At 62.9% G+C, this 19,840-nt stretch carries 20 protein-coding genes; 10 read left to right on the forward strand and 10 right to left on the reverse strand.

Annotated features, from left to right (window positions below; all coding sequences use genetic code 11):
• Positions 1–48: 48 nt before the first annotated feature.
• Genes VMF11_07295 through VMF11_07315 form a run of 5 tightly spaced genes read left to right on the forward strand, consistent with a single transcriptional unit; the run spans position 49 to position 6,351 of the window.
• On the forward strand, positions 49–1,920 hold the full coding sequence (locus tag VMF11_07295; protein HTU70112.1) for a hypothetical protein: 1,872 nt from the start codon (positions 49–51) through the stop codon (positions 1,918–1,920).
• A gap of 57 nt (positions 1,921–1,977) precedes the next feature.
• Positions 1,978–2,766 (forward strand): electron transfer flavoprotein subunit beta/FixA family protein, encoded by a 789-nt coding sequence (locus VMF11_07300; GenBank protein ID HTU70113.1) that lies wholly within the window; start codon positions 1,978–1,980, stop codon positions 2,764–2,766.
• Entirely contained in the window at positions 2,767–3,744 is a 978-nt protein-coding gene (locus VMF11_07305; protein ID HTU70114.1) for an electron transfer flavoprotein subunit alpha/FixB family protein, read from the forward strand. It begins immediately after the preceding gene.
• 18 nt (positions 3,745–3,762) lie between these two features.
• Entirely contained in the window at positions 3,763–5,316 is a 1,554-nt protein-coding gene (locus VMF11_07310) for a tetratricopeptide repeat protein (GenBank protein HTU70115.1), read from the forward strand.
• A 30-nt stretch (positions 5,317–5,346) separates the two neighbouring features.
• Positions 5,347–6,351 (forward strand): hypothetical protein, encoded by a 1,005-nt coding sequence (locus VMF11_07315; GenBank protein ID HTU70116.1) that lies wholly within the window; start codon positions 5,347–5,349, stop codon positions 6,349–6,351.
• Here the strand turns inward: VMF11_07315 and VMF11_07320 are convergent.
• The 7 genes from VMF11_07320 to VMF11_07350 all read right to left on the reverse strand — a co-directional run bounded on the left by VMF11_07320 (position 6,320) and on the right by VMF11_07350 (position 11,615).
• On the reverse strand, positions 6,320–6,730 hold the full coding sequence (locus tag VMF11_07320; GenBank protein ID HTU70117.1) for an ACT domain-containing protein: 411 nt from the start codon (positions 6,728–6,730) through the stop codon (positions 6,320–6,322). The two genes, VMF11_07315 and VMF11_07320, sit on opposite strands and share 32 nt — an antisense overlap.
• A gap of 6 nt (positions 6,731–6,736) precedes the next feature.
• Positions 6,737–7,654: a DUF4367 domain-containing protein gene (locus tag VMF11_07325; GenBank protein ID HTU70118.1), complete on the reverse strand. Its 918-nt coding sequence runs from the start codon at positions 7,652–7,654 to the stop codon at positions 6,737–6,739.
• Between the two features lie 100 nt (positions 7,655–7,754).
• Positions 7,755–8,231, reverse strand: coding sequence for a zf-HC2 domain-containing protein (locus VMF11_07330; GenBank protein ID HTU70119.1), 477 nt, complete (start codon positions 8,229–8,231; stop codon positions 7,755–7,757).
• The gene (locus tag VMF11_07335; GenBank protein HTU70120.1) at positions 8,228–8,794 is read right to left on the reverse strand and encodes a sigma-70 family RNA polymerase sigma factor; all 567 of its coding nucleotides are present in this window, start codon (positions 8,792–8,794) and stop codon (positions 8,228–8,230) included. The genes VMF11_07330 and VMF11_07335 overlap by 4 nt, the downstream gene beginning before the upstream one ends.
• A gap of 9 nt (positions 8,795–8,803) precedes the next feature.
• Positions 8,804–9,754: an SCO family protein gene (locus tag VMF11_07340; GenBank protein ID HTU70121.1), complete on the reverse strand. Its 951-nt coding sequence runs from the start codon at positions 9,752–9,754 to the stop codon at positions 8,804–8,806.
• A complete protein-coding gene (locus VMF11_07345) occupies positions 9,751–10,290 on the reverse strand; it encodes an SCO family protein (protein HTU70122.1) in 540 nt (179 codons plus the stop codon). The genes VMF11_07340 and VMF11_07345 overlap by 4 nt, the downstream gene beginning before the upstream one ends.
• Positions 10,291–10,334: 44 nt before the next feature.
• Entirely contained in the window at positions 10,335–11,615 is a 1,281-nt protein-coding gene (locus VMF11_07350) for a divalent metal cation transporter (GenBank protein ID HTU70123.1), read from the reverse strand.
• A gap of 80 nt (positions 11,616–11,695) precedes the next feature.
• Between VMF11_07350 and VMF11_07355 the strand changes: the two genes are divergently transcribed.
• Positions 11,696–12,133 carry a MauE/DoxX family redox-associated membrane protein gene (locus tag VMF11_07355; GenBank protein HTU70124.1) on the forward strand — a complete coding sequence of 146 codons (438 nt, stop codon included), beginning with the start codon at positions 11,696–11,698 and terminating at the stop codon, positions 12,131–12,133.
• A complete protein-coding gene (locus VMF11_07360) occupies positions 12,130–12,696 on the forward strand; it encodes a TlpA disulfide reductase family protein (GenBank protein ID HTU70125.1) in 567 nt (188 codons plus the stop codon). Before VMF11_07355 ends, VMF11_07360 begins: the two co-directional genes overlap by 4 nt.
• A 2-nt stretch (positions 12,697–12,698) precedes the next feature.
• Here the strand turns inward: VMF11_07360 and VMF11_07365 are convergent, their stop codons facing one another.
• From VMF11_07365 to VMF11_07375, 3 genes are all read right to left on the reverse strand, one after another.
• A complete protein-coding gene (locus tag VMF11_07365) occupies positions 12,699–13,382 on the reverse strand; it encodes a hypothetical protein (GenBank protein HTU70126.1) in 684 nt (227 codons plus the stop codon).
• Between the two features lie 81 nt (positions 13,383–13,463).
• Positions 13,464–14,483, reverse strand: coding sequence for an ADP-glyceromanno-heptose 6-epimerase (gene rfaD, locus VMF11_07370; protein ID HTU70127.1), 1,020 nt, complete (start codon positions 14,481–14,483; stop codon positions 13,464–13,466).
• Between the two features lie 61 nt (positions 14,484–14,544).
• The gene (locus VMF11_07375) at positions 14,545–14,925 is read right to left on the reverse strand and encodes a transcriptional repressor (protein HTU70128.1); all 381 of its coding nucleotides are present in this window, start codon (positions 14,923–14,925) and stop codon (positions 14,545–14,547) included.
• A 134-nt stretch (positions 14,926–15,059) separates the two neighbouring features.
• On the opposite strand from VMF11_07375, the gene VMF11_07380 reads away from it, so the two are divergent.
• From VMF11_07380 to VMF11_07390, 3 genes are read left to right on the forward strand one after another with little or no spacing between them, the layout of a single operon-like run.
• Positions 15,060–17,483 carry a TonB-dependent receptor gene (locus VMF11_07380; GenBank protein ID HTU70129.1) on the forward strand — a complete coding sequence of 808 codons (2,424 nt, stop codon included), beginning with the start codon at positions 15,060–15,062 and terminating at the stop codon, positions 17,481–17,483.
• The gene (locus tag VMF11_07385) at positions 17,480–18,832 is read left to right on the forward strand and encodes a GTP-binding protein (GenBank protein HTU70130.1); all 1,353 of its coding nucleotides are present in this window, start codon (positions 17,480–17,482) and stop codon (positions 18,830–18,832) included. The genes VMF11_07380 and VMF11_07385 overlap by 4 nt, the downstream gene beginning before the upstream one ends.
• Entirely contained in the window at positions 18,829–19,839 is a 1,011-nt protein-coding gene (locus VMF11_07390) for a WD40 repeat domain-containing protein (protein ID HTU70131.1), read from the forward strand. Before VMF11_07385 ends, VMF11_07390 begins: the two co-directional genes overlap by 4 nt.
• Position 19,840: the final 1 nt, after the last annotated feature.

The raw sequence follows: 19,840 nt of genomic DNA on the forward strand, positions 1-19,840 counted from the left end.
CTTAGCCCGAAGGCCGGGAGGCGGTTCGGATTCAATCTAGGTGCGCAAGTGCGAAAGCTTGCGTATTGGGTTGCCGCGATGCTGATCGCAGGCGGAACACCCATCGCCGCCGCGGCGGCATCCCCGGCCCCCTCGCCCTCGCCGACGCCGGGCTTTTCCTTGCACGCGCAAGGCGCCGACGTCTTCGTTACGCAGTCGGCAGCGGGTCCGGGACTCTCGCCGCCGGAAGCGCCGGCGTTCATCGCCGGGCTCCCACTCTCACCGATGTCGCCGTACGACTGGTTCACCAGTGCCGCGCAAACACCGGGGACGGCCGGCGAACTGCAATACCTCATCGATGCCAACGAGCGCACGCGCGCGCTGACGCTTGATGCGCAAGTGCTGGTCGGCGCATACGGCGGTGACTTGAACAATCTCATGTATTGGGGTGAGCCCTGGGAAGGGCCGCTCGATCCGCACGAAGGCCACTCGCCGATCGACTACACGATCGATTTTCCGACACACGGCGGCGCGGGTATCGAAGGCGGCGCGGCGCAAGCGGTGCTGCCGTATGCTGCATCGCTCGGGAGCAACGACGGCGCTTGGAAACTCAGCGGCGGATATATCAACCTCACGCAGACCGATCTTTTCGTCTTCGATCCCGCTGCTGCGACCAACGTCACGCCGTCGATCGGCGTGCAGAACGCGGAAACGCTCGGGCCGGGCATGCCGAACCTCGATTCGTGGAGCGCGTCGCCTTCGACGCTCCCGATGCTCGGTGGGGATCTGGTCACGACGCACGGCCAATCGACGGTCGAACTCACCGACGCGCTCTTGCCCGTTTTGCAAGGCACGCAAGCACGCTTGGCGATGGGCTCGTACGTGCTCGATCGCGGCGACGGCGGGCGCTTCTCCGCGCAGGTCGCGAACATCACGACCTCGGGCGATCCGATTATGACGACGACGTACTTCGGCGCCGATCAGACGCTCTATCCAACGGCGCAAGGCCGGCTGTTCTCGAGCGTACTCGCGGATCAAGTGCAAACGATTGCAGGCGTGCGCGCCTTCGTGCATCCGCGTCGTGGCGATGACGTCTTGGTGGAACTCGGCGAGGGCTGGTATCACGACGGGCTTGCCGCGGAGCCGGGAACGCAGCGGCCGGGAAGCTACGAACACTTCGCCTTCACGCGCCATTTCAACGGCAATGTGGATGCCGGCGTCGAGTACTATCGTTTCGATCCGCGCTACGCGGATGTGATCTTACCCTACGGCGTTCCCGAGAACGTGTGGAGCGTGGCGTGGTCGTGGCCCGGGCAATGGCTCAAATCAACGTATCAGGCAGTCGACAACGCGATCATCGGCATCAACCGCGAAGGCTGTCGCGCGCACGCCGACTACACGCGCGGCGGTTTGGAACTGCATGCCGACGCGTACGTCTGGCGCCAGATCACGCCGATCACGCTTTCCCAAGCGTCGCAGGAAGGCTGGATCGACGGATTCTTTTTGCCGCAGATCGACGCCGACGCAACCCTCGGGTGGCAGCGCCAAGCCGGACTGTATGCCGCCTGGCACTGGCCGAGCGACGACATCGTGCTCGATTCGATCTGGGATCGCTCCTATCGTCCGGCGATCGACCCGACCGATTTCGTGAGCATGAACTACCCCCAGTGGATCGCCAGCTTCCAACATCATTGGAAAAGGAAGATGGTCTCGGCCGCGGGTTACGCGCGCTACGGTGCCAACGGCACCTGGTCGACGACGCCGGTCCAGGGCATCTACGGCGTCGCCTTTCTCGGCGGCGAGTGGGACTTCACAAACGGGCAGCAGCTGCTGGTGCAGCTGCGACGCTACGGTTTGACCGGGCTCCCCTCGGAGCCGGGCGGCCCGCTGCCGGCAACCCGTGGGACCGTGCTCGTCGTCGATCAGAGGATTCAGCTCTAACCAGCCCTAATGGCGCCGGGTTCTCCCCCACGCGTTTGAGGAGGTCAAGTACTCCACGTGAAGATCGTGGTTACGGTCAAGCTTGTGCCGGATCCGAACGCCGAGAAGCGCATCGATCCCGGCACAAAGCATTTGGTGCGCACCGGCGTTGAAACGGTGCTCAACCCGTACGATGAGTACGCGCTCGAAGCAGCGCTGCAAATCAAAGAGAAGGCCGGCGGTGATACCACCGTCACGGTCTTTAGTATGGCACCGGAAGCGCTCAAGGAAACGCTGCGCAAGGCGCTCGCGATGGGCGCCGATGACGCGGTGCTGCTCAGCGACGCGGGGCTCGAGGGCAGCGACGTTTGGGCAACCTCGTACGCGATCTCGCACGCGCTCAAAAAAGTCGGTTTCGACCTCTTGCTCGTCGGCGGTCTCTCCGACGACGGCTCCACCGGCGCAACACCCGGTGCGCTCGCCGAATACCTGCAGACTGCGCTGGTGACGAACGTGCGCAAAGCCGAAGTGCAGGATGGTAAACTGCGCCTGGAACGCGAGACCGACACCGGCTATCAAGACGTGGTCGCGCCGCTGCCGTGCGTGATGACGACGGCACTCACCTTCGGCGAGCCGCGCTATGCGTCGCTCAAAGGCATCATGGGGGCCAAGAAAAAGACGATCGCCGCTCTCGCGATCGGCGATCTCGGACTCGATCAGGCGGTCGGGCAGGGTGGTTCCAAGACCGAACTGCTTGCGTTCGCGCCGCCGCCGGTGCGCGGCAAAGGCACCGTGGTCGAAGCAGCCGACGGCGCCGCCGGTGCGAAAGCGATCTTCGATTTCCTCAAAGAGCGGAAGTTGGTATAGATGAAAGACGTTCTCGTCTACGTTCAGCACAAGGGCGGGCAGACGCCGAAAGTCAGTTTCGAGATGGCGACGCAGGCGCGTGCGCTCGCCGATCAGCTCGGCGGTAAAGCGCATGCACTCGTCGTGGGAAGCGGTGCGAGCGCGTTGGCGCAGACGCTCAAGACCTATCCGCTCGATGTCGTGCACGTCAACGACGACCCGCAGGTCGACGAGTTTCTGCTCGATCCCCTCATCGATTATTTGGAAGCGGCCGCCAAGACGATCGGTCCCTCGCTCGTGTTGGTTGCCAACACGCTGACCGGGAAGGACGTTGCCGGGCGTTTGGTCGGCCGTTTGAACGCGGGGATGTGCGCCGACGCAACCGACTTCAAAATCGAGGGTGGTACGGTCGAAGCGATCATGCCGAAGTTCGGCGGCGCGATGGTCACCACGTGCGCGCTCAAACCCGGTGATTACGGGGTCGTGACGATTCGGCCCAATGCGTTCGCCGCGCAGGCCGGCGGCGGCGGCGCGAGCGTGCAAGCAATCGAAAAACCGGCCGGCAAGAAGTACACGGTGACGATCGAGAAGGACGTCGAGGAGGGCTCGGGCGAGCTGGCGTTGGAAGAAGCGCCGGTTGTGGTCGCCGGCGGGCGCGGCCTCGGTGGCCCCGAGCCGTTCGAGCAGCTGCTCAAGCCGTTGGCGAGCGCGCTTGGGGGAGCGGTCGGCGCGTCCCGCGCGGCGGCCGATGCCGGATGGGTACCGTACAGCCTCCAGATCGGGCAGACCGGAAAGACGGTCAGCCCCACGCTCTATATCGCGGTCGGGATCTCGGGCGCGATACAACACAAGGTCGGCATGCGTTCTTCAGGTACGATCGTCGCGATAAACAAAGATGGAAGCTCGCCGATCGGCGAATTCTCGGATCTCCTGGTCGTGGGCGACGCCTTCGCAATCGTTCCGGAGCTTACCAAACTCGTGCAAGCCGCCAAATCATAAGTTAGGATCTCGAACACTTTGAAACGCCTCACCTTCCCGCTCACGCTGATCGCTGCGTTCACCGCACTGCTCATCGTCACGCAGCCTAGCGCCCAAGCCGGGCTGTTCGGCGGCGACAAGCACGCCGCATCGCCGTCGCCCTCACCCTCGCCCTCCGCGCTCCCGACCGCATCACCCGAACCGCCGTCGGTAGCGATTCCACGTTTGGAAGCCAAGCTCAAGGCCAATCCCAACGACCAGGACGCGATGACGCAGCTGGCCGGACAGTTCTTGGGAATCAATCGTCCGGATTACGCTGCGCAAATCACCCAGCATCTGCTCCAGATGGGCGATAAGACCGCGCAAGTGTATTATCTGGACGGATATGCGATGCAGGCGCTGGGGCGCCAAGACGTTGCGATCGCGGATTTGGAGCAAGCCGAGAACCTCGATCCGAGCAACATCGGTATCCTCGAGCAGCTCACCGATCTGTATCTCAAGGCCAACCGCTTCACCGACGCCGAGCGCATCGCCAACCGCAGCATCGTGTTGAACAAAGGCGACGCCGAATCGTACTCCATGCTCGGAGCCGTCTATGCCTCGGAACAGAAATACGACGATGCGCGCGCGCAGTTCGAGATCGCGGCTGCCAAGGATCCGAAGGACACGGACCCACTCTTCCAGATCGCGCAGACGTATGCGGCGCAAGACAATATTCCGATTGCGCTGCAAGAGATCGCGCGCGTTCTCGCAATCGATCCGAAGAACGTCCAGGCGCTGGTTTTCAAAGCCGATCTCTACGCTCGTCAACATGACGACCAAAAGGCGTCCGACGCGTATGACGACGCGATCGTGGCCGCCCCCGACGATCAGCAAAAGGTCGCGATCGTTGCGCGCAAAGCGGCATACTACGTCGGAGAGAAGAAGTTCTCGCAAGCGGAGACCGTCTTTCTCCAAGGAATAGCGCAATATCCGAAGGTTCCGCAAATCTACGTTGCTTACGGCGATTACTTGGCCAGCCAAAAAAATCTCGACAAGGCCAAGGTGCAGTGGCAGACGGCATTGTCCATCGACGGCAGCGATACCGATGCCTTGAATCGGCTGGGCCAGCTGGCGCTGCAAGAGCAGAAGTATCAAGATGCCGTGAACTACCTCAAGCAATTCACCACGTTGCAGCCCGATCCGGCGGCATTTGCGATGCTCGGACAAGCCTATTCGTTCTTGCACGATTACCCGGACTCGAAAGACGCGTGCAGCAAGAGCTTCCAGATGCAGCGCACGCCTGATTCGCTCGGCTGTATTGCCGGCGCCGATTACGCGATGAAGAACTACAAAGAAGCCTCGCAGATCTTCGACGTCCTCGATAACAATGCCAAGGGCTTCTTGGATCAGAATCCGGAGCTGCTGTACATTGCCGGCAGGTCCTACGAGCAGACGAAACAGCGAGAAAAAGCCGCGAATGCCTACAAGCGTTTGCTGCCGATGGTGCGAAAAGGGACCAAGCAATACAGCGAGATCCAGCACTGGATCGCGGATTTGAGCAAGCCCGCACCGAAGCCGGCGCCGAAAAAGAAACCGGCCTCGAAACCGTGAGGTGAGGTCGCACCTCGGGATGAGGTAGGCGTGAAGATCGTTTTCGATCCCATCTATGGCGACCATCTCCGCGATCTCGGGCACCCCGAGTCGCCCGATCGCGTAGAGCTCGTCGCGGCGCGTTTGGGCGAGCGCGGTTTGGCAAGCGACATCCTCGCCGCGCGTGACGCGGCCGACGACGTCATCGAGCGCGTGCACGAACACCGGTACGTCGAATTGGTCAAACGCGAGATCGGCGATCTTTCCGAACCGCGGTATCTCTCGACCGGCGACGTCGTCGTCGATGCGCGCACGCTCGACGTCGCACGCCGCGCCGCCGGCGGTGCCGTCGCAGCGATGGAAGCGGCGGTCGCCGGAAATCAGGCGGTTTTCGCGTTGGTTCGGCCGCCCGGTCACCACGCCGAATCCGCGCGCGGCATGGGGTTCTGCGTCTTCAATAATGCGGCAATCGCCGCGCGGGCGTATCAGGCTCAGGCCGGCGGCCGCGTGCTGCTGGTCGATTTCGATTATCATCACGGAAACGGGTCGCAGGATGCGGCCGGCAGCGGCTTGAGCTACGTCTCGACGCACGCCTGGCCGGCGTATCCCGGCACCGGTCACGAAATCCTCGAATTCGGCGGCGATGCGCTGGTCAATGTCCCGCTGCCGGCAACCGGCGTCGCAACCGAAGCGTTCGTCGCGATTTGGGAAGCGTTGCTCGATCGGATCGCGGCATTCGTTCGTCCCGATCTGATCGTCGTGAGCGCCGGATTCGACTACGTCGCCGGCGATCCGGTGGGCGATCTGGGCGTTGACGTCGGGGCTGCTTCCGAGTTGGCGCGAGCGATCAATCGCACCGCGCAGCAATACAGTAACGGTAGGGTCGCCTACGTGCTGGAAGGCGGTTACGACCTCGACGCGCTAACGGATTCGGTCGCACAGGTCATCACCTGCACCGATCGCGGCGAGTACGAGCGCAGCGCAGCTCGCCTCGATGCGGTCTCGGTACAGCAGCGCGAATTGCTCAAAGTAGTCGACGAGCGTTTTCCGCACTGAGATCTTCCAGGACGCGCAATGCTTCCTCGCCGCGGTCGAGCGGGACGAAGATGTGGTCGTGGTAGTACCCGGCGACGACGTTGCTCGCGATGGTGTGCTTGGCCAGCTCGGCGGTGACGGCGGCGGTGAACCCGACCGATTCCAGATCCGAGTGCACGCGCAGCGTTATTCTGCGCGATTTGAACGCGTAGTCGAGGCCATACTCATCGGCCACGCTTCGTTCGAGCACGATCGTGATGCCCTCGCTCTCGCGAAACATCAAGAGCGGCGGCGCATCGGCGATGGGAAACGAACGGTCTACACAGCAGAAAACCCACTCGCGTGGGTCTAAGGCCGGCTTCATAGTGATGAGAAGCGTTGCTAAATCGCGTTCCGGCATCACTCGCTAGGGTACCACACTCGCGCCGATCTTTTCTAGTTCCGCAAGGCTGAGTTCGCCGACGAGAGCGAAATGGCGATTGCCGTCCGCCCACGCGAGCAGCGTCGTCGGCCCTTCTTGGACGTACTGTGCCGGGTGATCGGCTACGCGGGTCTTGGTTACGCGATACCGCGATAGGTCGACTGCGGCGTTCTTTTCGTTTTGAAAGAACGAGACCGTGCGAATTCCGTCGGAATACAGCAGGTGGAGCGTCGTCACACCTTTGATCGAGGTGACGTCGCCGGCGATCGGATGGAGCCCCTCGGGAAGATACTTCGGCACCACCGCGACGAAGCCGGCTGAGGCGATCACCTGCTGCACGTCGCCCGAAAGCTGACCGTGCGCCGCACCGTTCACGCGCTGCAGGCCCGGCGGCAGCGTAAAGAGCGCCGGCGGGATCGCGTTGGTGTAGCGCAGCTGCTCGATGCGCATTTCTGCGATCAACGAGCCATTGCTGGCGTATTGCTGGCGCTCGAGGACTAAGCCGGTTCCGGCATCGATGCACACCCGCATGATCGTCTGTCCGGTGAACTTGTTGTTCAGAAGGACGACGTGGCACAGCCGGCCGTCGAATTTTTCATCGGGCGCGTATTGAGCGGTGTAATTGGCCATCAATATGCCGAAGTTCCCGACTTCGACGATCTGGTCGTCGAGCTGGTCGTGATGCGAAACCACGACGCGATTGCTCTTCACGTCGATCGAGTAGGTGGTCAGGCCGCGCGAAATGATCGAGTCGCCGTAAAGCGCTTGCGGCGCCAGATACCAGCGCCGCGTGAGACTCGGCGCGCGGTGCTCGATGCGATAGATCTCGGCGTCCGAGCGTTCCGCCCCGAAATTGAGAACCTGAACCTCACCGACGTATGAAACACGCTGCGGAGCGGTCATCGCGCTCCGCAGGAGGTTTGCGGCGGTTGGCGGGTGAGCGGCGCCGGTCAGGAACGCCGCAGCGAGTGCGATTCCCGCGCGAGGGAGCCCGAGGGGCTCCCTACTGCGCGCCATCCACGGACTCGGTCGTAAAGAGCGCCGATGGTACCGTGCCGCCCTCGTCGAAGGGCACGCGGCTGGTCAGAGCCGCATGGTCGTCCAGATAAAACGCGGCGTCGATCGTCGTTGCACCGCGGTGCGTTGCGCTCGAACCGTAGGTGAAATAGGCCCCGATCGCGAGCACTGCCGCAACGGGAATCGCCAAGGCGGGGCGCACCCAGCCCGGAAGGCTCCGCTGCGCCGGCACCCGCGACGATTCGATCGCCGCACGAACGCGTACTTCGAAGCCGAGCGGGAGTTCGCGCTCGGTCGCACGCGCATACGCGCGCAGTGATTCCGAAAGGCGCGCTTGCGCGTCATAGCGCACGCGGCATTCGCCGCAGCCCTCGAGGTGCAGCAGCAACGCCGCATCGGCGCCCGGGGCCAGCTCACCGTGCAGATAATCGATCAGTTGTTCTTCGGTAATGTGCGTGTTCATGATGGTTTGGGAAGCGACTCGATCAAACGCCGTAACTGATGCCTTGCGCGGTGCAGTCGCGAGCGCACGGTTCCGATCGAGCAACCGACGATTTCGGCGATCTCCTGGTAGCTGTATTCCTCAATGTCCGCAAGGATCAAAACCTGACGTTGCTCGAGCGAAAGCGCGGCGAGCGCAGTCGACATGCTCTCGCTGAACTGCCGTTCGACCAAATCCTCGATGGGCTCGACGGCCAGGGGCCGCGGAGTCCCGACTCGATGAGGGGCATTGTCCTCCGGTATCTCCTCCTGATAACGTCCTTTCCGCCGCCGAAGTTCATCCCGGTGGAGATTCGTGACAATGCGGTATACCCAGGAGAGGAAGGATGTGCCCGGCTGGAAGCTGCGCCACGCGCGGTAGACGCGGATGTATGCTTCCTGGGTCAGGTCCCGGGCGTCGGACTCGTTGCGCGTGAGGCGCAGCGCGTAGTTGTAGGTGGCTCTGCCGTAGTCGTTGATCGCCCGCTCGAGGAACGCGGCCTGTTCCGGAGTCGGCGGTTCGAACGGCTTGCGCGGCGCGGCCATGCCCCGAGTTTACGCAGCTCGGCTCCAAATGACCCGCCCGATGATGATGAGGGCGATGGTGACCACGATCGTGATAAGGATGAAGAGCGCGGTCTCCAGCAGGACCACGCCGGCGTACTGGCTGCCTCCGCAAAACGCGACCACGCTTGCGATCAGCGAGAGCTTGAAGCGTTCGAATGGATTGCTGCTCATGCCGTCGATCTGACGCGCTTCCGCGACCACCGTGCGCGGGTCCCATTCCGCCGTGTCGATGACGTAGGCGACTTTACCGTGGGGCGTGACCATATAGAGCCGGTCGCTGTGGACGTAGGTGGCCGAGTCGGTCTGCAGCGAGGAGATCTGGAATTCGTCGAGCACGCGTTCGATGGTGGATCCGGTGCCGGTCAGGAGCGACCAGACCCCCGAATCCCGGCCGAGGCGCTTGCCGTAGGCGTTCAGGACCGCCGGCGAATCGTAAGGGGGGTCGAGCGTGATCTCGACCAGGGCGAAGTGCGCTGGATCGAGTTCGTGCTGTAGCTGCGCGTACTTGGTGCTGATCGCGATGCAGACGTCGGTGTCCGGGCAGCGCGAGTAGATGAAGGAGATCAGTGCGGTCTTTCCGCGAAAGGCGGTCGCGAGCTGGACGAGCCGGCCGTCCTGATCGATCAGCGTCGCGCGCGGCAGCGGCTTGCCGATGTCGACCGCGATCACTTTGCCGACTTGGGGAAGGCCGGCGGCGAACGCGGGGGCTGCGACCGGATCGCGCAGCGTCCACGGCGTCGTCGAACGGTCGAGGAAGGCGTCGACGCCCGTTCCCGGCCGCAGCGAAATTGCCGGCGTCAGCCGAAAGCGGCGCGTTTTCGCGGGGACGGTCAGGGTGATCGCGTCGCCGCGCACGATGGCTTGCCCGTTGCCGAGCGGCGCCATGACCACGCCGTGAAACGGAAGCAGCGTGCCGAGCAGCAGCAGTAGACGAATCATTGCAAAAGCGTTCGCAGGTCGGCCGCGAAGTCACGGAGCGAGTCGTCGTCGCTGTGCACCACACGCTCGTCCCCCGAGCGGTCGATCAAGAACGTAAACGCGCTATGCTCCTCGTCGTAGTCATCGCTGCCGCGCTTGCCCGGGATTTTCTTCGACCACACGTGATAAAGATGCTCGACTCTGTCGATCTGGGCCTGCGAGCCGGTCAAGCCGACGATTTTGGCGCCGCTGAACTGCCGAATCCATTTGCGCATGACCGCAGGCCGGTCGCGAAGCGGGTCGACGGTGACGAACGCGATCTCGGCGGTCTTGGCGGTCGCGTGGTCGCGCTGCAGGGCATGGGAGAGCCTGGCCAGCGTATCAGGGCAAGTGTCCGTGCAGTGCGTGAACCCGAAGAGGAGCGCCACGACCTCTCCGCGCTGTGCGGCAAGCGTCCATGACCTTCCGATATCGCTGGTGAGGGTGAAGTTGGGCGCGGGGCTTGGCGGAAGCGCAGTTCCGGTGAAGTGCGGCGAGACCGCGCACGCGACCGGCAACGCAGAGAGAAGTACTGCAAGGGGGAGACGAAACGTTCGCTTCATCACCCGCCGGGATGGAGAATCGTCTGGATCATCATCCAAACGCCGAGCACGACGATGACCGCGGACAGTGAAAACGTGATCGCGTTGCCGAGTACGGTGTTGCGCCGGTCGCCGATCACGCGCTTGTCGTTGACCAGTACCAGCAAGAAGCCGAGCACGATCGGGAGCACGAAGCCGTTGAACGCCTCGACATAGAGCGTGATCGCGATGAGCGGCAAATTCGGAATCAAGACGACGGCGGCCGCGACCGCGACACACGCGACGTAGAGCGCGGTGAAACGCTTGGCGCGCAGGCCGTCGTTGAGCGAGCAGCGCCAGCCAAAAGCTTCGCCGAACGCCCACGAGGTAGCCAGCGAAACGACGAACGCACCGAGCATCGATGCGCCGATCAATCCGACGCCGAAGGTTACGCCAGCAAACCGTCCGACCAGCGGCTGGAACGCGAGCGCCGCATGCGCTGCGTCGCTGACCTGGATGTGGTGGACGAAGAGCGTCGCGGCGGTCGTGATGATGATCGCGCACATGATGCCTTGCGTGAGCACCGCGCCGAGCGCAGTATCGAACCGCGCGAAGTTCAGATCAGGCAGTTTCAAGCCCTTGTCGACCGTCGCGCTCTGTTGATAGAAGATCATCCACGGCATGATCACCGCACCGATATTCGAGGCGATCAGCATCAGGTAGCCGTAGTCGTGCAGCGGTTGCGAACCGAAGATGCCTTGCATCACGATCGCGTGGACCGGCGGATGCGCCGCGAACGCAGCCGGAATGAAGAGCAACTCGATCGAGCAGAGCGCGAACGCGAACACCTCGGCGCGTTTGTAGGACGCGGTGAAGATGACCACGACCAATGCGAGTGCCGCGAGGATCACGAGCGGTGCCGCCGGCAGTCCGAAGATCAGCGCCGCGCCCGCGATGCCGGCAAACTCGGTGACGAGCGCCGCGACGTTGGTGATCAGCATCGTACCGAGCGACACCCACGCCCACCCGAGGCCGTAGTGCTCGCGGATCAAGCGAGCGTGACCTTTGCCGGTCGTGATTCCCAGACGTACCGTCATCTCTTGCACGACGAAAAGCGGCACGATCAAGAGCAATTGCAAGAGGATGAGCTTGTAGCCGAACTGCGCCCCGGATGCGGCGGCGGTGGTGACACTGCCCGCCTCGGTGTCGGCGAACGCCACGATCAATCCCGGCCCGGTCACCGCCAGAAAACGCAGGATCAGCCCCCAGACGGAGCGATGCGGCGAGGCGCCGGCAGCGGCCGGCGTTTCCAGGGTGGCCATGGCCCTGTTAGGTTAGCCTAAATTAGGTATCAGACCCTCCATGAAAGATCGCTGTCCTTGCGATTCGAAAGGGCCCCGGTATGCCTCTCGCCGTCCTGCTCGTCCGCCTGCTGCTGGGATTGCTCCTCATCGGCGCCGGAGCGCTCAAGGTCGCGCACCCGGCCGACCTTGCCTCGGCGATCGCCGGTTTTCGCCTGCTGCCGCCCGAGGTCGTCGCGCCGATGGCCGTGATTCTGCCATATTTCGAAATGTTGCTCGGACTCTATCTGACCCTCGGCCTCTTCACCCGCCTCGCGGGCATCGTTGCCGCCGCGCAGTTCGTGCTCTACGCGGGCGCGATCGCCTCGGCAGTGCTACGCGGGATCCCGGCGAACTGCGGGTGCTTCGGACCCGGCGACGTCGCAGTCGCCGACTGGCCGCACGTCGCCTTTGACCTCGCCCTCGCCGCCGTGGCCGCGTTCATCGCTGTCGGCGCCCCGGGTACTCTTGCGCTCGATCGGAGATTGCGTTCTCGATGAACCAACGCGTGCTCGCCGTACTCTCGGCGGTCGTCATCCTTGCCCTCATCGTCGCCGGCGTGCTCTACGCCCGCCACGCGTCACAACTGCAAAACGCGTCGACCGCGCCGGTCAACGCGGCGGCGGAGATGGGACAAAAGGCGCCCGAATTCGCCATTCCCTCGACCGCCGGGTATTTCGATCTCGCCAAGGTCAAGAAACCGGTGTTCCTGGAGATCTTCGCGACCTGGTGTCCGCACTGTCAGCACGAGACCGTGGTGCTAAACCAGCTCTACGCGGCGTATGGCTCGCGCGTCGCGTTCATCGCGATCCCCGGCAGCGACACCGCGATGGACGGTTCGTCGCCCGAATCGCAATTCGACGTGCTCAATTTTCAGATTCGCTTCAAAGTCAAGTATCCGATCGGGGCGTACGATCCGAATTTAACCGTCGCCAAACTCTATCTCAAGGGCGGCTATCCGACGATCGCGATCATCGATCGCAACAAGACGATCACGTATCTGAACAGCGGCGAAGTCCCCTATCAGGAGTTGGCTAGCGCCCTCAACGCCGCGCTGAAGTAAGTCTAGTCTCCCGGGGGGAAGATGTAGTCCGGCGGCGGGACCGTCGGTTTTCCGATCTCGAGGACGATCTGTTGATGCGAACGCATCGGGATCGTGCGCAGGTCACCGTTGTAGAGCGCGCCGTTGACATACGCGATCACCGGACCCTTCAAACCCGCGACGTCGTCGCGCGTGAGCGGTTGGCCCCACTCGTCGAAAAGCATGCCCAGAACAAATCCGCTGCTGCCTTCCGGAGCGAAGACCGGCGATTCGATGTGGATGATGCCGTCCGGGAAGTGCGTGTGAATCCAATACAAGCAGCCCTGCGGAGGAACCGGCGCGGCGCCGAGCAGACGCGGCACTTGAACTTGCGTTCCGTGGTAAAAGAGCGCGAGATGCGTGTGGACATGGAGCGTATCGTACTCCATGCCTCCGCATGTAATGGTGTCGACCGGTTGACCCTGCCCGCCCGTCGGCGTATCGGGCAGCCCGTTTTTTTGCAGCTTGATCATCGGCTTGCCGATCACGTCTCCGTCGTGCAATTGGATCGGCTTTCCGACAAAGGCGCTCGAGGGTGCCGGGGTCGGGGTCTGCGTATCGTGCGCTCGCAGCCGCTGCTGCTGCATGTTCGAGAACCAGCTGGCGATGCCGAAGATCGCAATGACCACGACGACCAGAACGGCCGCGCTGATGTACACGATCGTCATCGGGTCGCGCTTTGGCGGAGGGGCAGAACCGCCGCGCGCTTGGCGGCGGCGCTCGGAACGGGAGTTTGACATCGGTCCTCGTTATCGGATGGAGAGGGCTTCTTGCTGCGCCGGGTCGAGCACACGCGCCGGCACGAGATAGTTGGTGACGTAATCCTGGACCGCCTCGGCGAGCGGTGTGAGCGGCGCGGCATAACCGCTCGAGCGCAAGCGTTCGATGATCGCCTGCGTCGAATATTGGTACTTCGCGCGCAACTGCTCGGGCATCTCGATGAACGTAATCCGTTCGGGGACGCCAAGCGCGGCGAAGATCGGACGAACGAGCTCGAGCCACGTCTGTGCGCGGCCGGAACCGATGTTGACCAAACCGGTGAGCGAGCTGGCTGCAACGTGGATCGTCATCTCGACCGCGTCTTTGACGTAGATGAAATCACGCCGCTGCTCGCCGTCGGCAAACTCGGGACGGTAACTCTTGAACAGCTTGACGCTGCCGCTCGCGCGGATTTGCTCGTAGGCTTTGTGAACGATGCTGCGCATCTCGCCTTTGTGGTCTTCATTCGGGCCGAACACGTTGAAATACTTGAGACCGACGATCTTCGCGCTCATACCGCTGTGCTGCGCGTAGAGATCGAAGAGTTGCTTCGAGTAGGCGTACATGTTCAACGGGCGCAGCGTGCGCAGATCGGCCTCGTCGGAGAGTCCGTCTTCGAGCCCGCCGTAGGTGGCGGCGGAGGAGGCGTAGACGAAGCGCGCTTCCGAGTCGAGGGCCCATTGCGCCAACGCCTTCGTGTATTCGTAATTGTTGCGTACGAGGTAATCGGCGTCGGTCTCCGTGGTCGAGGAGCAGGCGCCGAGATGGAAGACCGTCCCGACTTGACCGTAATAATCGGGTTGCTCTGCAATGCACTCGGCGAAGTCTTCCGCGTCGACGTAGTCGAGGAAGCGCAGCGGCACCAAGTGGCGCCACTTCTCGGAATCGTCCAAGCGGTCGACGGCGATGATGTTCTCGATTCCGCGGCGGTTGAGCGCCCAAACGAGCGCACTGCCGATAAGTCCGGCTGCGCCGGTGACGACGATCGGGCGTTGGAAGGAATCGTTCATCTGGCGAAGCGGGCTATTCCGCGCGCCAAAAGCGCGAGTCCTCCCAGGAATCCTTCAGCCGCTAGCGCGCGCAGGTCGCGCAGGTGCCGAAAAGCGTCACCGCATGACTGCTCACGCGGAACTTCGGCGGTACGAGGGTTCGTAGATTTTCGACGCACCCGGACAGATCGAAGACGCGGTCGCACTTCTCGCACTGAAAGTGATGGTGGTGGCCTTTGTCAGAGCGTTCGTAGCGAACCGGCTCACCGGGGATCTCGACGGCTTCGATCCAGCCCTCGCTCAAGAGCGCACTGACGGCTCGATAGACGGTTGCTACCCCCAGGCCGTCGATGTGTTTTGAGGCGGCCTCGAACAGCTCGGCTACGCTCAGCGGATGGTCGGCGTGTTCGAGGACGGCGTGGACGGCGTCACGCTGTTTCGTTTTTCGGCTGTTCTGAATCACCACAATCCCTCGCCCTACGGCATTTCACCCGAGCCCACCGGTCCCGCCTTCCGGCCGAGTCCGGGTTGACTTCATGATAATGATAACATATTATCATGTAGAAATCGCAAGTTCCCGAAGCGAGAGGATACCTCATGAAGCCGTTCCTGCGGCGTTGTTCCGGCACAGCGCTTATCGCTGCAGCCTTGCTCCTGTTCTGGGCTGTACCGTCGTTGGCGGGCGACCCGAGCGCGTTTATCACGGGATCGGTGATGCAGGACGGCAAGCCGGTTGCGGGCGCGGCGGTCACGGCCGCCGGAAATAACCTGACCACGCATACGACGACCGATGCGCGCGGTCACTTCCGCTTTCCGCCGCTCACGCTCGGGTCGTATCTGCTCACCGCCTCGTACGGTAACGCGACCGGAGCGGCGCGCGTCGATCTGACGATCGGCGGAGCCGCGATAACGATCCCGCTGGGAGCGCTCAAGCAAATCGCCGAGGTCGCCGTTCGTTCTGCAAGCACCGTCCACGGTAGCGGCGGCGACGTCGTGCTCAACAGCACCGCGCTCACCGAGATGCCCTACAACAACACCTTTTCGGAGATGATGATCCAAATGCCGGGTGCCGCGCGCGGCGCGAACGGCGTCGTGCACATGAACGGCGATCACGGCGTGATCGACTATCAGCTCGACGGCGTCATGCTGCCCGAGGAACTCAATCGCGACATCGGCGGCGAGATCAACCTGAACGACGTCTCGTACATCGATCTCATCGAGGGCGCGTATCCGGCGCAGTACGGACTGAAATTCGGCTCGGTGTTCAATATCTCGACGCGCGCGGGGACGGGGCCGGCGGGCTTCGACGGTAACGCTTCCTACGGCTCCTTCGGCACGGTCAACTCGACGATCGGCTTCCACTCGCCGCTCGCCGGCGGCGGCGGCTACGACATCGCGTTCAGCGGCATGCAGACGGACCGCGGCTTGGATCCACCCGATTTCAACTCGCCGCATAACCAGGCCAGTTCGGTGAATCAGTTCGCGCGTTTCACGCTCCCCAGCGGCGGAAACAACTACACGAACGTGACGTTCGTCCACAGCACGGCCACGTTCCAAATCCCGAATGACGTGGACTTCGGCGAGCCGGCGAATACCGACGACAACGAAAACCAAGAAGACGTGTTCCTTTCGGTGCAGTACCACCATTCGATCGGCGACGTCGGCGCGTGGAACTTCGGGCCGGCGTTCAAATCGTCGAACATCGAGGATTTCGGCGACGCGCCGGGCGACTTTGCCTACGGCGAAACGATCAATCTTACGCCGCCGCCCTACGGCAACGGCGGCACCTCGGCGGATTGCGCCATGGATCCAAATCCGAACTATCTGCCCACGACATGCGCCGTCTCGCTGAACGACAATCGCACCGCGTTCGACTACATCATGCAGAGCGATTTCACGCGCAGCTACGGAAACCACACATTCCAAGCCGGTGCGACCTACGATGGTACGCTCGTCGACAAGTATTACGCGGTCACACTGCAGCCGGACAACTTCCTTGCGCCGCTGCTTACGCCGGCCACGCCGGACGCACCGACTACCGTCGTCGACAGCGCGCCGAATATCGGCAACACGTATTCGACGTACGCGCAGGATACGTGGCGCATCTCGCCCATATGGGAAGCGGACTACGGCGTGCGCTACGATTTCTTCACCATCAAATCGACGTCGTTTTTCGACGGTTTCGGTTCGACCAGCCCGCGCCTGAAGCTGACGCGCTACTGGTCGAATCGCGCCAATGTCTACGCCTACATCGGCCGGTTCTTCGAACCGCCCTCGTTCGAGAACGTCAGCCCGCAGGCGGCGTACCTGCTGAACATCCCGCTGCAGTGTAAGGTGCCCACAGGTGCGCCTCTCTCCGACTGTCTGACACAGCCGGCGGCGCAGTACGATCTCAAGCCCGAACGCGACACGGACCTCGAAATCGGCGGTCATCTGCCGCTCGGCAGCGGCGACCTCGGTTGGCGCGTCTGGCAGAAGAACGCGAACGACCTGATCGACGATACGCAGGTCGGCGTGACGGCGCTGCACCAGGACATCAACTACGTGCTCGGGCGTATATCGCAAGAGGCGCTCAACTACACGCAGCCGCTCCCGCGCGGCGGACGGGCTTACGTAGCCTTCGCCCACCTGCTCTCGCTGAACAGCGGATGCGAGACGCAGCTTCTCGCGCCGTGCTACGGTCAGCCGACCGGCTTCACACCGGCCGACCACGAGCAGATCTGGACCATCAACGGCGGCTTCTTGCTGCGCGACATGCGCGGCGGATGGTTCTCGATGGACGAGGAGTACGGCAGCGGATTATCGTCGGCAGTGTGTCCGACGCAGATCCTGTTCTGCTCGGAGACGCCACACATCATTTTCGGTGCTGAGAAGGGCGTCGCGATCGGTCCGAAGACGGCCCTGACGTTCGACATTCAGAATCTTCTGAACGATCACTACTACGTAACGCTGCTGAACGCGCAGGGAAACCACTATGCCGCTCCGCGCACGTTCAGCGTGGGCGTGCGGTTCTCGCCGTGAACGCCGAGACTGATACGCGCGTACCGGTCACGGTTCTAACCGGATTCCTTGGATCGGGCAAGACCACGCTGCTCAATCGCATCTTGAGCGAGCAGCACGGCAAACGCATCGCGGTGATCGAGAACGAATTCGGCGAGATCGGCATCGATCACGAACTGGTAGTCGGCGCGGACGAGGAAGTCTTCGAGATGAACAACGGATGCATCTGCTGCACGGTGCGCGGCGATCTCATCCGGATTCTGCCCAGCTTGATGAAGCGCCGCGAGAAGTTCGACTACATCCTGATCGAGACGACCGGCATGGCCGATCCCGGACCGGTCGCTCAGACATTCTTCGTCGACGACGAGATTTCGTCGCAGCTCCGTCTCGACGGCATCGTGACATTGGTCGATGCGAAACATGTCTCCGAGCGTCTCGTCGACAGCAGCGAGGCCAAAGCGCAGATCGCCTTTGCCGACGTCGTGATCCTGAATAAGACCGATTTGGTCGTCGAAGCGGACTTGGCGCGGCTCGAAGCGCGAATTCGTTCGATGAACGGCGCGGCTCGAGTGCTGCGCGCGCAAGGCGCCTCGGTCGAGATGAACGAGATTCTCGACCAAGGGGCCTTCACGCTCGCGCGAGCGAAAGAAGTCGACCGCAATTTTCTCGAACCGGAATATCCGTTCGAGTGGGCGGCGATCTATGCGCTCGATGCGGGTAAACATAGGCTGATGCTCGCGCCGGGCCCGGATGCAACGATGAACCTCGCGGTTCGGCGGCTGGACGGTGCGGATGCTTGCGCACTCGAGGCGACGCTGCGTGAGGTCACGCTGGCGTTCTCTTCCGAACGGCGTACGGTGCTCCCTGACGGCGAAATTCCCGCCGACGGCTCGTGCGCCCAATTGCAGCTGCGGGGCTCGCCGATGACGTTTTCCGTCACGATCGCACAACGCGGCCTTTATGCGCTTTACACCGAGCACCGGCCCGAGGAATATGCGATGACGCTCGCGCCGGCGGATGGAGAAGCGAAGGTTCCATCCTTCAGCCGCTACTTCAAGCCCGATCACGAACACGATCGCAGCATCTCCTCGGTTGGCATCGAGCATGCGCAGCCGGTCGATGCGGACCGCTTCAACGCGTGGCTGCGCGAGTTGGTCGCCAAACGCGGGCAAGATATTTTTCGTATGAAGGGCGTGCTCAACGTGCAGGGTCACGACCGCCGCTGGGTCTTCCACGGCGTGCATATGCTGGTGACGGGAGGTCCCGATCGCGATTGGGGCGACCATGAGCGCGCGAACTCGCTGATCTTTATCGGACGAAACCTCGACCGGTACGAACTCCTCTCGGGGTTCGAGCAATGCCTGGCGTGAGCGCGGCGCTCGACGTCGAGATCTTCTGGAGCGCCGGCATCGAAAGTCACATCGCGGATCTGCGCTGGACGAGCGATCGTACGACGCTGGTCGCCGCGGGTGTCGACGGCGATATTGCCTGTATTGACGTAAAGAACGGTACGATCGCGCGGCGTTGGAAGGCGCACGATTTCAGCCTCTCGTCCATTTCGGTGGTTCCCGGCGGCGATCGCGTGGCGAGCTGCGGGCAAGACCGCGCACTTCGCATCTGGAGTCTGGTCGATGGTGCGCTGACGGCGGAGTGCGAGCTTGCCGATTCGTGGGGCGTACGCGCCGAGTTCAACCCCTCGGGTGATGTCATCGCGGTCGCTGCCGGCAAGCATTTGGCATTCGTTTCGCCGACCGGCTCGCTCGTGCGGCAGTATCCCCCGCTCGCGAGCACGATCAGCGACATCGCGTGGCATGGTGCGAGGCTTGCGAGCTGCGGCTACGGCGGCGTGCACGTATGGAAAACGGATCTCGATGCGCGTGCCGGCCTCTTCGAGTGGCGGGGCTCGTCACTTGTGGTTGCGTGGAGTCCCGACGGGCGCTTTCTCGCGACGGGTGATCAAGACCGTACGGTTCATTTTTGGATCGTGGCGCGCGGCAAAGATCTCGAGATGTCCGGTTATCCCGTCAAGGTGAAGGAGTTGGCGTGGAGCGCTGATTCTCGTTATCTCGCGACCGGCGGCGGCGCCGACGTAACCGTCTGGAATTGCAGCGGAAAAGGGCCGCGCGGCACCGAGCCGCTCGTCCTGGAAGGGCACGAGGATCGACTGAACGCTCTCGCCTTCTCGCGCAGCGGCATGCTCGCAAGCGGTTGCGACGGCGGCGAGATTCGCCTGTGGAAACCCCTGCGCGGCAGCGACTCCCTCGTGACCTTCGGGACGCCGGCCGCCGTTACCAAGCTCGCGTGGTCGCCCGACGACGCGCTGCTCGCGATCGGCGATGCAACCGGCGAGGTCCACTGCGCCGCGGTGCGCATGTAAG

It is taken from the genome of Candidatus Baltobacteraceae bacterium (assembly GCA_035502855.1).
Classification (GTDB): domain Bacteria; phylum Vulcanimicrobiota; class Vulcanimicrobiia; order Vulcanimicrobiales; family Vulcanimicrobiaceae; genus Aquilonibacter.

What these genes read in the sequence shown, in the direction of transcription:
- VMF11_07330 (HTU70119.1), bottom strand. Translation starts at nt 8,231, where the DNA reads ATGAACACGCACATTACCGAAGAACAACTGATCGATTATCTGCACGGT.
- VMF11_07365 (HTU70126.1), bottom strand. Translation starts at nt 13,382, where the DNA reads ATGACGATCGTGTACATCAGCGCGGCCGTTCTGGTCGTCGTGGTCATT.
- VMF11_07340 (HTU70121.1), bottom strand. Translation starts at nt 9,754, where the DNA reads ATGATTCGTCTACTGCTGCTGCTCGGCACGCTGCTTCCGTTTCACGGC.
- rfaD (HTU70127.1), bottom strand. Translation starts at nt 14,483, where the DNA reads ATGAACGATTCCTTCCAACGCCCGATCGTCGTCACCGGCGCAGCCGGA.
- VMF11_07325 (HTU70118.1), bottom strand. Translation starts at nt 7,654, where the DNA reads ATGACCGCTCCGCAGCGTGTTTCATACGTCGGTGAGGTTCAGGTTCTC.
- VMF11_07355 (HTU70124.1), top strand. Translation starts at nt 11,696, where the DNA reads ATGCCTCTCGCCGTCCTGCTCGTCCGCCTGCTGCTGGGATTGCTCCTC.
- VMF11_07380 (HTU70129.1), top strand. Translation starts at nt 15,060, where the DNA reads ATGAAGCCGTTCCTGCGGCGTTGTTCCGGCACAGCGCTTATCGCTGCA.
- VMF11_07320 (HTU70117.1), bottom strand. Translation starts at nt 6,730, where the DNA reads ATGCCGGAACGCGATTTAGCAACGCTTCTCATCACTATGAAGCCGGCC.
- VMF11_07335 (HTU70120.1), bottom strand. Translation starts at nt 8,794, where the DNA reads ATGGCCGCGCCGCGCAAGCCGTTCGAACCGCCGACTCCGGAACAGGCC.
- VMF11_07360 (HTU70125.1), top strand. Translation starts at nt 12,130, where the DNA reads ATGAACCAACGCGTGCTCGCCGTACTCTCGGCGGTCGTCATCCTTGCC.
- VMF11_07350 (HTU70123.1), bottom strand. Translation starts at nt 11,615, where the DNA reads ATGGCCACCCTGGAAACGCCGGCCGCTGCCGGCGCCTCGCCGCATCGC.
- VMF11_07305 (HTU70114.1), top strand. Translation starts at nt 2,767, where the DNA reads ATGAAAGACGTTCTCGTCTACGTTCAGCACAAGGGCGGGCAGACGCCG.